We start from the raw sequence: 13,240 nt of genomic DNA, 5'->3' as shown, positions 1-13,240 counted from the left end.
CTAAAAGAAGGTAATTTCCTGTGAACTCTGTTGCGCGCTCGAGTCGCCGTGGTGATTGCGGCGTTGCTCGTCGGTGGCGTAGGTGGTTTCCATGCGCGCCAGCCATTGGCGGGCATCGATGGAGACGGCCTGGTCGGGCGACTGACTGGCCTGCTGCAGATGTACATGCAGGTCCTCTATGTTGTCGCGCACGTGGCTGAGGATCTGGCTGACTCGATCCTGGAATTGCAGGCTGACCAGTACCTCGGTGAGTTCATCGCGAATGCCGAAGCTTTCCCGTTGCAGCATGTCGGCCGAGTCGGCCAGTCGGCCGGTGACACTCTTGAAGCGCTCCAGCACCTGCTGGATGCTTTGCTCGGAGGCACTGACCGAATGGCTGTCCTGGTCCGCGCCGCTGGAGGCGGCATGCACCAGTTGGGTGATGGCGGTGTTGATGATGTCGACCTTGGCCGACATCTGCTGGCCGGTCTCGCTGGACTTGCTCGAGAGGCTGCGCACGGCGTCGGCCACCACCGCAAACCCTCGCCCGGCCTCGCCGGCACGGGCGGCTTCAATGGCGGCGTTGAGGGCCAGCAGGTTAGTCTGCGCGGCAATCGCCGCGACGTCGGCGGCCATGGTCCGCAGCTCGCCGGTATAGGCTGTCAGGTTGCGCACTTGGGCCAGTGTTTCGTCGCGGCTGGCCTGGGTGGCCTTCAGGGAATCGATGACTTTGACCAGTTCACCTTCGCTTTGGGCCAGCACCTGCACGGCGCCGCCACTGCTGCTGCCGGCCAGTTCACCGGCGGCCAATTGCGAGGCTTGCACGGTGTCTTCCAGGCGTGACGAAATGCCGGTGAAGCGGCTGGTCAGGGAGACGATCGCGGTCTCGGTCTGCTGCCGGGAGCTTTCGACCTGCTTGGCCCAGATCGGCATGGCACCGAGGATGACGTCGTTGAGTTGTGCGTGGGTTTTATGGGCCAGATGCTCGCTGCCTTGCAGGTCGTGGCTGGCCATGGCGGCGGTGAGGGCGCTGTCGAACTGCTGGCGTTGCGAACGCGCACCCCATACGCCAGCACCGACGCCCAAGACCAGGATCGCCACACTCAAACCGATGTTTTGCCCACTTGCGCCATTGAGCGCCAACACGCCAATGCCCGCGACAACGGCCACCAGCACGGCACTCCAGAGAATGCGTGGTTGTGATTGGGAAAGGGAATGACCGTGAGAATACGACGTCATGGTTCGGTCCTTGAACAGTGGTGCTAACAGGTTATTTGCGAATAACTGGTTATCTGCAAAGCCGGTACGGTCTTGAGGACCAGTCGTCCGATTTCGACAAAAATAATGGCACAGTGCTATCTAAGAATAGACGAGATTGGGAAATTGTCGAGATGGCCTGACTTGTGGAAATCCCCGGGCGAGAGCGCTTGCCCCCGCTGGGGCGCGGGGCGAGCCTGGTATTGGCACGCCACGAAAACGGACATCTTCTGAAACAGAATCCATGGATTGAGCTAAATTATCCCGCATTGGATTTTCGAACCTGCCATCAGAGTCCCCATGCCGACCCAGCCTCTCTGGAAAACCTATTTCCTGTTCCTGATCCCCATGGTCCTGTCCAACTTCCTGCAGTCCATGTCCGGCACGTTCAACAGCATCTACATCGGCCAGATGCTCGGCACCCAGGCATTGGCGTCGGTGTCGGGCATGTTTCCCATCGTGTTTTTCTTTATCGCTTTGGTGATCGGCCTGGGCGCCGGGGCGGGGGTGTTGATCGGGCAGGCCTACGGCGCCGGCGAAACCGGTACGGTGAAGGCGATTGCCGGTTCGACCTTGTTGCTGGGGGCGATCATTGGCCTGGTGGCGGCGGTGCTTGGCAGTGTCTTTGCGCGTCAGGCGTTGCAAGGGCTCGGCACGCCGGCCGATGTGCTGGAGGATGCCGTTTCCTACGCCCGGGTCATGCTGTGGATCCTGCCGATGTTGCTGGTGTTCGTGCTGTTCACCCAGCTGCTGCGCGGGGTGAGCGATACGGTGTCACCGATGTTGGCGCTGCTGGTGTCCACCAGTGTCGGGCTGCTGCTCACGCCAGCGTTGATCCGCGGCTGGCTGGGGTTGCCGCAGATGGGCATCCAGAGCGCGGCATGGGCGGGACTGGCGGGGACGACGTCGGCGATGCTGATGCTGGCGTGGCGCCTGCGTCGCCGCGAGCATGCCCTGGCGCCGGACCGCGCGTTGTTCGCGGCGATGCGCCTGGACAGGGACATCCTCGGCAAGGTGCTGCGCATCGGCCTGCCCACGGGGTTGCAGATGGTGGTGATCTCGTTGTCGGAGTTGGTGATCCTGGCCCTGGTCAATCGCCACGGCTCCCAGGCCACGGCGGCCTACGGCGCGGTGACGCAGATCGTCAACTACGTGCAGTTTCCGGCGCTGTCGATTGCCATCACCGCCTCGATCCTTGGCGCCCAGGCCATCGGTGCCGGCCGCCTGGAGCGCCTGGGGCCGATTCTGCGCACGGGGCTTGCATTCAACCTCTGGCTCACCGGTGGGCTGGTGCTCCTGGGCTATCTGTTGTCCCACTGGCTGCTGGGGCTGTTCATCACTGACCCGGCGGCCCGGATCCAGGCCGAACACTTGCTGCATATCATGCTCTGGAGCTTGCTGGTGTTCGGCTTCCAGGCGATCGTCGGCGGCATCATGCGCGCCAGCGGCACGGTACTGGTGCCGGTCGCCATCTCGATTTTCTGTATCGTCGCCGTGCAAGTGCCGGCCGCGTATCTGCTGGATGCGCACTTCGGGTTGCAAGGGGTGTGGATGGCGTTCCCGGTGGCTTACTTGAGCATGCTGTTGCTGCAGACGCTGTATTACAAGTTGGTCTGGCAGCATCAGCCGATTGAACGCCTCGTGTAGATTACGTTTTGTGGCAGAGCGAAGGTCCTGTGGGAGCGGGCTTGCTCGCGAACGCGGTGGATCAGTCAATACTGAGGGTGAATGAAATACCGCATTCGCGAGCAAGCCCGCTCCCACAGGTTCAGGGCCTGGCGATGTTACAGTGAGGCCGTCATTCCCTACGCCGTCACCGAGGAACCGATGCCAGCCAGCTCCCTCTCCAATACTGCCTACCGCGCCTTCCTCTTCGACATGGACGGCACACTGCTCAATTCCATTGCCGCCACTGAGCGGATCTGGACACGCTGGGCCCTGCGCCATGGCTTGGACGTGGCGACGTTCCTGCCGACCATCCATGGCGTGCGCGCCATCGACACCGTCACCCGCCAGCACCTGCCAGGGGTCGATGCCCAGGCAGAGGCCGAGCAGCTTACCCGGGAAGAAATCGAAGACGTCGAGGGGGTGGTGCAAGTGCCCGGTGCGCTGGCGTTTCTGAAAAGCCTGCCGCCAGAGCGATGGGCAATCGTCACCTCAGCGCCCTTGGCATTGGCCTTGCGCCGTATGGAAGCGGCGGGAATCCCCCGTCCCGGCGTGATGGTCACCGCCGAGGACGTGAGCGACGGCAAGCCCAACCCCAGTTGCTATCGCATGGCGGCCGAACGCCTGCAGGTGACGCCCCTGGAGTGTCTGGTGTTCGAAGACGCCGAGGCCGGTATTCGGGCAGGCGAGGCCGCCGGGGCCGATGTGATGGTGGTGACGGCAACGCACACGCACCCCGTGGTCACCCTTCATCCGCAGATCAAGGATTACCTTGGGCTAGGCATTGAGGTGGATGAGGCCGGCCTGATGCGACTGCCTTCGATTCTATGACCGCCGCAGAACACCTGTGGGAGCGAGCTTGCTCGCGATAGCGATGGTTCAGCCTGCATCAGTGCTGAATGTACCTACGCCATCGCGAGCAAGCTCGCTTCCACAGTGTTTGAGTCGTTCACAGGCATTGCGGCCACCACAAATCCCCCTGTGGGAGCGAGCTCTCCCACATTGGATCTGTGGTCCTCAGAGTGGTCAGGTCACCACGCGATAACACGGCACATACGCCGCGCCGCCCGGCAGTTTCATGCGGTGTTGGGCGACGAAGGCTTGGAGCAGGCGGTCGAGGGGTTCCATGATGGCGGCGTCGCCGTGGATCTCGTAAGGGCCGTGCTCTTCGATCAGGCGGATGCCCTTGTCCTTGACGTTACCGGCCACGATCCCCGAGAACGCCCGGCGCAGGTTGGCGGCCAGTTCGTGGGCGGGCAGGTCACGGCTCAGGCCCAGGCTGGCCATGTTGGCGTGAGTCGGGTCGAACGGACGCTGGAAGCCCTCGTCGATCTTCAGCAGCCAGTTGAAGTGGAAGGCGTCGTTGCGCTCGCGGCGGAACTGCTTGACCTCCTTGAGTCCCTGGGTCATCTGCCGGGCCACTTCGGCCGGGTCGTCGATGATGATCTGGTAGTGCTTCTGCGCGGCCTCGCCCAGGGTCGCACCGACAAACGCATGCAACTGGTCGAGGTACGGCGCGGCGCTTTTCGGCCCGGTGAGCACGACGGGGAAGGGCAGGTCCTGGTTGGCCGGGTGCATCAGGATGCCCAGCAGGTACAGGAACTCTTCCGCCGTACCGGCGCCGCCCGGGAAGATGATGATGCCGTGGCCGACACGCACGAAGGCCTCCAGGCGTTTCTCGATGTCCGGCAGGATCACCAGCTCATTGACGATCGGATTCGGCGCCTCGGCGGCGATAATCCCCGGCTCCGTCAGGCCCAGGTAGCGACCGCCATGGATGCGCTGCTTGGCGTGGGCGATGGTGGCGCCTTTCATCGGGCCTTTCATCACGCCCGGACCGCAGCCGGTGCAGATGTCCAGGCTGCGCAGGCCCAATTCGTGGCCGACTTTCTTGGTGTATTTGTATTCTTCGGTGTTGATCGAGTGACCGCCCCAGCACACAACGATTTTCGGCTCCACGCCAGGACGCAGGGTGCGGGCGTTGCGCAGCAGGTGGAATACGTAGTCGCTGATGCCCTGGGACGAGCTGAGGTCGATGCGCTGGCTGTCCAGTTCGTTCTCGGTGTAGACGATGTCGCGCAGGGCACTGAAGAGCATTTCCCGGGTGCTGGCGATCATTTCGCCGTCGACGAACGCATCGGCTGGCGCGTTCAGCAGCTCCAGGCGTACGCCGCGGTCCTGCTGGTGAATGCGGATCTCGAAGTCCTTGTAGGCTTCCAGGATGGTCTTGGCGTTATCGACATGGGCGCCGGTATTGAGAATGGCCAGGGCGCACTGGCGAAAGAGGGCATAGATACTGCCGGAACCGGCTTCGCTCAGTTGCTGGACTTCGCGCTGGGACAAGGTCTCCAGGCTGCCCTTGGGGCTTACCGAGGCGTTGATTACATGTCTTTGAGTCATTCAGCTTTCCTTGAAAACGATGCCATGCACACAACGACGGCATCTTGAAAAAAACGTCCACGCCGAAAGATCGCACGATCCTTGCGCTATCGCCATGGACTTCGATCCGGCCCGGCGAGTCGGCGGCCATACAAAATGAGCCCCAGCATAGCTAAATCGACCGGGCAGGCGATAATGCGTGACTCTTTTGATGCCGTACAAGGAAATTGCGCCGCGATGTTCGAGATCAAACCGTGGGATGGCGACACCTACCGCAGGCAGACCCGCCGCAGCACCCTGATCATCGCGGTGGTGTTCCTGGCCCTGGCGATGCTGCTGTCCAGCCTGGCCGTGATGCTGTTGGGTACGCCCGGAGGTGATAACTTTCGCTTCAACCTTGGTGGGGTGATTGTCGCAGTGTTGGCGATGGCCGTGCTGATGCGCCAGTATTTCTGGTCGCAGCCGTGGATGGCCGCCGCGGTATACGGCTGGCAGCTCAAGCGCAGCCTGATGAAAATCACCAACGTGATGCACCAGGTGACGGCCGGTGTGCAGGCCCAGGACCCCACCGCCATGAAGCTGCTGCGCTTCTATCACCTGGGACTGGCCCAGATGCATCAGTTGGACGCCAACTCCAGCGCCCAGGGCTCACTGGCGCGCGAAGCCGACGCGCACCTGGCAAACATGCAGGCGCTGGGCCTGGACACCGAACAGTCGCGCCTGGACCCAAGCTGGATCGAGACGGTGAAGCAGGCGTATAGCGCCGGTTGAGCGGTCAGAGGGTACCGATGCGGTCCAGCTCGGCTTTCAGGGCCTGGGCGTCCAATTGGTCGAAGGGCAGGGCGAAGAAGGCCCGGCAGCGGGCTTCGATGCGGTCCAGCGTGCTGTGGAACGCCTGACCGACCTGATCATCGTTGCCTTTGACTTCCGACGGGTCCGCCAGGCCCCAGTGGCTCTTGAGCGCCGGGCCGAAATACACCGGGCAGGCCTCGTTGGCGGCGTTGTCGCACACCGTGATCACGATGTCCGGCGGGCTGCTTTCGAAAGCGTCGTTGCCCTTGCTGCGCAAGCCTTTGATACCGATACCGGCCTCCTGCAAGGTGCTCAGGCTGCGCGGCAGCACTTGGCCCTTGGGAAAGCTGCCGGCGCTGACGGCTTCGAACCCGGCTGGAGCCAGATGGTTGAACATCGCTTCGCTGAGAATGCTGCGACAGCTGTTGGCGGTGCACATGAAGAGGACTTTCATCGATTCGGTTCCGATAGGCGCGGGGTGGGCTGCGCTGGAGTATATGTGGGTAGTCGAATATATGGAATTCCATATTTTCAGCGCCGAATGGGGCAAGCCGTTCGTCGGTAGGGCGCCAGGAAAATCAAACCCGCCCCAGGCACTGTCTTTCTCATGATCAGTCATGCAAAGGAGAGATGACATGCCAGATCGAAGTGTTTATGGCGGCTGGAAATGGTTATGGGCAGCGGTTTTTGGATTGACCGGCTGCGCGGGCGGCACGAGCGATTCGCCCATCGATGTACCAGGCGCTGCGAAGACCCCGACGACCGCGACGCTGGAAACCGGAGCGCGGATCATGCAGGACAAACCGCCATTACGGGCCCTGGACACCTACCTCGATGGCTTTCATTTCTATAACGGGCGGATGTCCGGGCAGATGGAGGCGCATCACTACTGCACGGCGTTGAACGAGGAGGTCTTCCAGTGCGCCATCTTCGATGGCAATACCTCCAGTGCCAAGCTGATGGGCGTCGAGTACATCATCAGCCAGCGCTTGTTCGAAGGTTTGCCGGCCAGTGAGAAACAGCTGTGGCACAGCCATGTGCACGAAGTGAAATCCGGCCAGTTGATCGCCCCCGGCATCCCGCAAGTGGCGGAAACCCGGTTGATGGAAAACCTGGTGAGCACCTATGGCAAGACCTGGCACACCTGGCACACCGAACAGGGCAACGAGCTACCTTATGGCGTGCCGCAGTTGATGATGGGTTTCACCACGGATGGGCAGATCGACCCGCAGCTGGTGCGCGACCGCGACCGCCGGATGGACGTGGACAGTGAAGCGAAAAAGCGCGCCCGGGCGGGTATTGATACGCCGCCGATAGACCCCGGCGCAGATGCTTGGCAAAAGGGCCAGGTGTGGCAGATCAAGGATCCCAGCGGCGGACATGCTCATTGAACAGGCGAGGAATAGTGAGGCGAGGATGTAAAAATCCTCGCCGCAATAATAAGTTGGAAGTGGTGCTTAGGAACGCAGGTAACAATAAATAGAAAAATTGACTAGGGCTGTTTGAAGTGTCCTGGAACACCATGTTCTTCTTCATTGGGACGGGTTCTTTTTTGAACTTGTATATCACTCAACTCAACGTCCTTGAGTTCGTCGAAGGTTATCTTCAATAGGGCTTCGGCTTCACGAGCATTGAGTGTCTGCGTATCGGCCTGCAGTACACGATTGTCCGGTTGCCCATTGGCGATGAAGCTGACGATGAAGCGGTCATGACTGCCCATGCTTGACCTCATTGGATTAAGCGCCAGGGCGCAGCAGGAGTGCGCCCCAACGGTATTGCGGATTACGACTTCCTGCCGCCGCCCTGGCTGCCTTTGCGGCTGGTGTCAGAGCCTTTTTGGCGATCACCGGCGTTGCCGCCCGAAGCGTGCCCGCCTTTTTTGCCGGCCTCCGATGCTTTCTCACGATCGTTGGCGAAGTTGCCTGGGTTTTTGTTTCCGCTATTAGCCATTTCGAGAATCCTCATTGTGGTTAAGCGAGCAAAGTGCCTCGCATTAGTTGTGAAAGGGAAGTGGCGAAGGAAGTTTAATAAAAGCGTTTCGCTGGCGACGAATGGTCATCGATTGAGTAAAAACTTATACAGCCGCTTCGCTTGAAGTTGTACAGGTCTGAGGTGTTTATAAACACGAGGCGGGGACCTGTTTGTTTGTGCTTGTTGTCGCGCCAGCACGCAACTCAGTCCTCGCCGCCGCTGACTTTCCAATGCTTGGCATCCGTTGGAAAAATCACCTGCTCGACCCGGTGCGCAATGCCGAAGGCCAGGGAGTTTTCCGCTGGGATCACCCGTTCCTCGGCACACAGGCACTTGAAGATATCCAGTTGGGTGGCGGCGCCGGCGGTTTCCTTGACGTAGATCTCCACATACCGCGCCACATCGTTGTCGAGGCTGGAGAGGTATTCGCGCAAGCGGGAATGGTCCACTGACTTCTGGCCGAAGTACCAGTTCATCGGGTGGATCAAAAAGCGCGAATGGGGCGTGGTGGTGCGGTCGCTGGCGGCGAGAAACATGACGATGCCCATCGACTCGATGTTGCCGGCGTTTACGGCTCGCACTGGAACGGGAAGGGACTTGATGAAGGTGTAGAGCGTAAAACCGAAGTTGGTGCTGCCGCCGACGGTGGAGAGGTTGAGCATCAGCGAGTCGGCGCCTTTTTCAATGGCTTCCAGGCAATTGTCCCGGAAGCGTTCCGTGGTGCCCTGATCGATCTGGCAATGGAAATGGACAATGTGTTCGGACATCTGAAGCTCCTGTCGATTTCACCCTTTTGAAGTCTGCGCGTGGTCGTGCCGTAAAATTGGGAGTCCGGTGGTCTGCCGATGTTCCGCCTTCTTGGCGTGTTACGGGCGAATCGCGTTAAACCGATTGCGCCTGTTCACATGCCTCGGCGGCTTGTGTCATCCGCTGCAAGAATAGCGTCAATCCGGCTTCTTCTTCGCTGAGGCCTTTGCGGGCCCGGGGTTTGGGCAATGCCTTCAGGGCGCCGAGCAGGAAACCTTCCACCACCGCCGGGTGGATGTAGCATTTGCGACAGACGGTCGGTGTGTTGCCCAGTTGTCGGGAGACCTGCTTGACCATCTCGGTGACGTGTCTCTTGGCTTCGGTCTCGGTTTCCCAACGCAGTGCCCGCAGCCCGGCCAGAGCGGCTGCGCTGCCGGCCCAGGTGCGGTAGTCCTTGGCGGTGAAGTCGGCGCCGGTGAGGGTCTTGAGGTAAGCGTTGATGTCCGAAGAACTGATGGAGTGACGCTCCCCGTGTTCGTCCAGGTACTGGAACAGGTTCTGTCCGGGAATTTCCTGGCAGCGCTTGATGACCCGCGCCAGGCGACGGTCCTTCACCGTGATCTGGTGCTCGATGCCGCTTTTGCCACGGAACTGGAAGGCGATGGCGCTGCCGTTGATCTCGACGTGTTTGTTGCGCAGGGTTGTCAGGCCGTAGGAGCGATTGTCGCGGGCGTATTGGGGGTTGCCGACGCGGATCAGGGTCATGTCCAGCAGGGTGATGACCGTGGCCATGACTTTGTCGCGGCTGAAACCGGGCGTGGCGAGGATTTCTTCCAGGCGTTTGCGCAGGCGCGGCAGGGCACGTCCGAATTCCAGCATCCGCGAATACTTGTCTGCATCGCGCACCTCTCGCCAGCGCGCATGGTAGCGGTACTGCTTGCGCCCGCGGGCATCGCGCCCGGTGGCCTGGAGATGACCTCGGGGGTCGGTGCAGATCCAGACGTCGGTATAGGCCGGCGGCACCGCCAGGGCATTGATACGCTGGATCTCGGCCGCGTCGGTGATGCGCTGGCCCTGCGGGTCGAAGTAACAGAATTTGCCACGCAATTTCTTGCGGGTGATGCCGGGGGCAGTGTCGTCGACGTAATGCAGGTCGGCCGGCAGTGCATCCGGCGGCAGGGTGTCGGGCATGAAGAAAGTCCTTGGCAGCGAATCCGGTGGCCTGTGATCGATTGACCGCAGCCCGTTGCGGTCGTGCCAAGATTCTGCGGTTGCCCGCAACCCCTGTGGGAGCGAGCTTGCTCGCAACGGTGAATCAACTTGCGTCAATGTTGGATGTACCGCCGTCATCGCGAGCAAGCTCGCTTCCACAAAGGGACTACGCCAACACTGCCACCGCCTTGATCTGCGCCCACAACACCAGCCCCGGCCGCAGTCTCAACTGGTCGCGGGAATAGCGGGTGATGCGCGCCAGCAGCGGAGTGCCGGCGGCGTCCAGGCGGACCAGCACATGGGCGGCGTTGTCGGCGGCCTGTTCGCTGACCACGGTGACCGGCAGACGGTTGAGGATGCTAGTCTGGGCATCGTTCGCCAGGCTGAGGCTGACGTCCCGGGCCTGGACCTTGAAGCGCAGCGGCTGGCCGAGGGCCAGGGACGTGTGGGCCACGCGTACGTTCAGTTGACTGTCGGGCAGGTTCAGGGTCAGCAATTGGTACGCCGGGTCATAGCCGCTGACCTTGCCTTCGATCACCACCCCGGCGTCATCCCCCAGGGCTAATGGCAGGTCGAGCCGGGCCAGGGTTTCGCCGATGGGGCCGCTGGCCTGCGCGCGGCCAGCGTCGAGCAGCACGATGTGATCGGCCAGGCGCGCCACTTCGTCCTGGGAATGGCTGACATACAGCACCGGGATGTCCAGCTCATCGTGGAGTCGTTGCAGATAAGGCAGGATTTCGTTTTTGCGCCGGGTATCGAGGGCGGCCAGCGGCTCATCCATCAGCAGCAGCCGCGGGCTGGTGAGCAAGGCTCGGGCGATGCCCACCCGTTGGCGCTCGCCGCCGGAGAGGTTGTGCGGTTGGCGATCGAGCAAGTGCCCGATACCCAGCAGATCGGTGGCCTGGTCCATGTCCACCCGCCGTTGCGCCGGCGCAATGCGCTTGAGGCCGAACGCCAGGTTGGCCCGTACCGACAGGTGGGCGAACAGGCTCGCCTCCTGGAACACATACCCCACCGGCCGCTTGTGGGGCGGCACGAACACGCCGTGCTCGCTGTCCTGCCACACGTGGCCGTTGACCTCGATAAAGCCCCGGGCCGGCTGCTCCAACCCGGCGATGCAGCGCAGGCAAGTGGTCTTGCCGGAGCCGGAAGGCCCATACAGGGCGGTCACGCCACGGCCCGGCAGTTGCACATCCAGGTCCAGCGAGAAAGCCCCGTGGTCGAGTTGCAAGCGCGCGTTGATCATCGATCAGCTCCAACCGGCGCGGGTTCGGCGGCTGGAGTACAGGGCCAGCAGCACCAGGAATGAGAACACCAGCATCGCCGCCGCCAGCCAGTGGGCCTGGGCATATTCCAGGGCTTCGACATGGTCGTAGATCTGTACCGACACCACCCGGGTTTTTTCCGGGATGTTGCCGCCGATCATCAGCACCACGCCGAATTCGCCGACGGTGTGGGCGAATCCCAGAATCGCCGCGGTGATGAAGCCAGGACGGGCCAGGGGCAGGATGACGCTGAAAAACGTATCCCAAGGCCCGGCTCGCAGGGTGGCGGCGACTTCCAGGGGGCGACTGCCGATGGCCGCGAAGGCGTTTTGCAACGGCTGCACCACAAACGGCATGGAATAGATCACCGAGCCGATCACCAGCCCGGTAAAGCTGAAGGTGAGGGTGCCCAACCCGAGGGCTTGGGTGAGCTGGCCGATCCAGCCGTTCGGCCCCAATGCCAGCAGCAGGTAAAAGCCAATCACCGTGGGCGGCAGCACCAACGGCAACGCCACTACTGCCCCCACCGGCCCGCGCAACCGGGAGCGGGTGCGTGACAGCCACAACGCGATGGGCGTGCCGATGAGCAGCAGGATCACCGTGGTCAAGGACGCCAGTTTCAGGGTCAGCCAGATGGCGGCGTAGTCGGCGCTGGTCAGTGGCATTTAACGTTGGTAACCGTAGGCTTGGATAATGGCGGCGGCTTTCGGGCCCTTGAGGTAATCCACCAGGGCCACGGCGGCGGGGTTGTCCCGACCCTTGGTGAGGATCACCGCGTCCTGTTTGATCGGGTCATGCAGTTCGGCCGGGACGATCCACGCCGAGCCGCTGGTGACCTTGCCGTCCTTGTAGATTTGCGACAAGGCGACGAAGCCCAGTTCAGCGTTACCGGTGGAGACGAACTGGTAGGCCTGGGTGATGTTCTGGCCTTCGACGAGCCTGCTTTTGACCTGGTCGGTCAAGCCCAGCTTGTCCAGCACCTGGGTCGCGGCCAGGCCGTAGGGCGCGGTTTTCGGGTTGGCGATGGACAGGTGTTGGAAGTCGTTGCGCTTGAGGACCTGGCCCTGGTTGTCGACATGACCGGCCTTGGCCGACCACAGCGCCAGGGTGCCGACAGCGTAGGTGAAGCGCGAGCCTTTGACGGTGTCGCCTTCGCTTTCGAGTCTGGCCGGGGTGGTGTCGTCGGCGGCGAGGAAGACTTCGAACGGCGCGCCATTCTTTATCTGGGTGTAGAACTGCCCGGTGGCGCCGTAGGCCGTCACCAGTTTGTGACCGGTGTCTTTTTCGAAATCGGCGGCAATGGCCTGGATCGGTGCGGTGAAATTGGCGGCGACGGCCACCTGCACCTCGGCAGCCTGGACGGTGCCAACGGTAAAGAGCGTGGTCAGCAGCAACGGCGCGAAGCGGGCGGGGCGCATAGGTCAGGTTCCGTAAGGTCAAGTTCGCTATATATCGGAATATATAGCGAATAGCCGGCAAACGGAACGTGGCATTTTGCCTGGGCAGCTAGGGGCGAGGGCTGGCCCCATCGCGAGCAAGCTCGCTCCCACAGGGGGCGGAGGTGATTGCGGGATTTATGTTCACCTCGCAACCTGTGGAATGGGCTTGCTCCCACAGGTCCGGCGGTGTGACCAGATTTGCCGGTTGCCCCTATCTCTTGTGGGAGATTCTATGTTGCAGGGGAACCCTGCACCGTTAAATTTGGCCGGTATTCGCTCTGTTTTTTCATCAGAGCGAATGCCACTCGGCACAACTTGCGGGCAAGGATTACAAGAGCCTGGGTTCTGGCAAGGCCTCGCGCCAAATAGGACTCATAGTAAGGTTTCCAGGTGGGGGACCGGCAAGCCGCCATAGCTGCGGTGTGTGCCAAACGTCGTAGCTCGCCGTCTCCTTTCTTGCTCAGATACCTGGGGCTATGTTTTTTCCCGGAATCCTTTGGTCTCAAATCCAATCCTAAAAAGGCAATGAACGCA

The 13,240-nt window shown here is 61.7% G+C and carries 15 protein-coding genes; 4 read left to right on the top strand and 11 right to left on the bottom strand.

Annotated elements, in window-relative coordinates; translation table 11 throughout:
- A complete protein-coding gene (locus tag BT125_RS10370) occupies positions 1 to 1,218 on the bottom strand; it encodes a methyl-accepting chemotaxis protein (protein WP_072406637.1) in 1,218 nt (405 codons plus the stop codon).
- Positions 1,219 to 1,536: 318 nt separating this feature from the next.
- On the opposite strand from BT125_RS10370, the gene BT125_RS10365 reads away from it, so the two are divergent.
- Positions 1,537 to 2,883, top strand: a complete 1,347-nt coding sequence (locus tag BT125_RS10365; RefSeq protein ID WP_072406635.1) for an MATE family efflux transporter — start codon at positions 1,537 to 1,539, stop codon at positions 2,881 to 2,883.
- Between the two features lie 180 nt (positions 2,884 to 3,063).
- The gene (locus tag BT125_RS10360) at positions 3,064 to 3,732 is read left to right on the top strand and encodes an HAD family hydrolase (protein ID WP_072407060.1); all 669 of its coding nucleotides are present in this window, start codon (positions 3,064 to 3,066) and stop codon (positions 3,730 to 3,732) included.
- 195 nt (positions 3,733 to 3,927) lie between these two features.
- On the opposite strand, the gene ppnN is transcribed toward BT125_RS10360, so the two are convergent.
- The gene (gene ppnN, locus BT125_RS10355; RefSeq protein WP_072406633.1) at positions 3,928 to 5,301 is read right to left on the bottom strand and encodes a nucleotide 5'-monophosphate nucleosidase PpnN; all 1,374 of its coding nucleotides are present in this window, start codon (positions 5,299 to 5,301) and stop codon (positions 3,928 to 3,930) included.
- A gap of 216 nt (positions 5,302 to 5,517) precedes the next feature.
- On the opposite strand from ppnN, the gene BT125_RS10350 reads away from it, so the two are divergent.
- Entirely contained in the window at positions 5,518 to 6,051 is a 534-nt protein-coding gene (locus tag BT125_RS10350) for a DUF3087 family protein (protein WP_072406632.1), read from the top strand.
- 4 nt (positions 6,052 to 6,055) lie between these two features.
- Here BT125_RS10350 and BT125_RS10345 read toward each other — a convergent pair whose 3' ends face one another.
- A complete protein-coding gene (locus BT125_RS10345) occupies positions 6,056 to 6,526 on the bottom strand; it encodes an arsenate reductase ArsC (RefSeq protein ID WP_072406630.1) in 471 nt (156 codons plus the stop codon).
- A 181-nt stretch (positions 6,527 to 6,707) separates the two neighbouring features.
- Between BT125_RS10345 and BT125_RS10340 the strand changes: the two genes are divergently transcribed.
- A complete protein-coding gene (locus tag BT125_RS10340; protein ID WP_072406628.1) occupies positions 6,708 to 7,463 on the top strand; it encodes an OBAP family protein in 756 nt (251 codons plus the stop codon).
- A 101-nt stretch (positions 7,464 to 7,564) separates the two neighbouring features.
- Here BT125_RS10340 and BT125_RS10335 read toward each other — a convergent pair whose 3' ends face one another.
- The 8 genes from BT125_RS10335 to BT125_RS10300 form a co-directional block, all read right to left on the bottom strand.
- Positions 7,565 to 7,792: a hypothetical protein gene (locus BT125_RS10335; protein WP_072406626.1), complete on the bottom strand. Its 228-nt coding sequence runs from the start codon at positions 7,790 to 7,792 to the stop codon at positions 7,565 to 7,567.
- A 62-nt stretch (positions 7,793 to 7,854) separates the two neighbouring features.
- The gene (locus BT125_RS10330; protein ID WP_072406624.1) at positions 7,855 to 8,022 is read right to left on the bottom strand and encodes a con-10 family general stress protein; all 168 of its coding nucleotides are present in this window, start codon (positions 8,020 to 8,022) and stop codon (positions 7,855 to 7,857) included.
- Positions 8,023 to 8,246: 224 nt separating this feature from the next.
- Complete coding sequence (locus tag BT125_RS10325; protein ID WP_072406622.1) at positions 8,247 to 8,810, bottom strand: ATP-dependent Clp protease proteolytic subunit; 564 nt, start codon at positions 8,808 to 8,810, stop codon at positions 8,247 to 8,249.
- Between the two features lie 115 nt (positions 8,811 to 8,925).
- Positions 8,926 to 9,981: a DNA topoisomerase IB gene (locus BT125_RS10320; protein WP_072406620.1), complete on the bottom strand. Its 1,056-nt coding sequence runs from the start codon at positions 9,979 to 9,981 to the stop codon at positions 8,926 to 8,928.
- Between the two features lie 187 nt (positions 9,982 to 10,168).
- On the bottom strand, positions 10,169 to 11,248 hold the full coding sequence (gene modC / locus BT125_RS10315; protein WP_072406619.1) for a molybdenum ABC transporter ATP-binding protein: 1,080 nt from the start codon (positions 11,246 to 11,248) through the stop codon (positions 10,169 to 10,171).
- A 3-nt stretch (positions 11,249 to 11,251) separates the two neighbouring features.
- Complete coding sequence (modB, locus tag BT125_RS10310; protein WP_072406617.1) at positions 11,252 to 11,932, bottom strand: molybdate ABC transporter permease subunit; 681 nt, start codon at positions 11,930 to 11,932, stop codon at positions 11,252 to 11,254.
- Positions 11,933 to 12,685: a molybdate ABC transporter substrate-binding protein gene (modA, locus tag BT125_RS10305; RefSeq protein WP_072406615.1), complete on the bottom strand. Its 753-nt coding sequence runs from the start codon at positions 12,683 to 12,685 to the stop codon at positions 11,933 to 11,935.
- A 251-nt stretch (positions 12,686 to 12,936) separates the two neighbouring features.
- A partial coding sequence (locus BT125_RS10300; RefSeq protein WP_139271707.1) for a transposase occupies positions 12,937 to 13,240 on the bottom strand: 304 nt, incomplete at its 5' end.

Source organism: Pseudomonas sp. NFACC04-2, from assembly GCF_900119265.1.
Taxonomy (GTDB): Bacteria; Pseudomonadota; Gammaproteobacteria; order Pseudomonadales; family Pseudomonadaceae; genus Aquipseudomonas; species Aquipseudomonas fluorescens_AA.
Note: the sequence above shows the minus strand (reverse complement) of the source record. Positions and strands in the feature narration are given on the sequence as shown.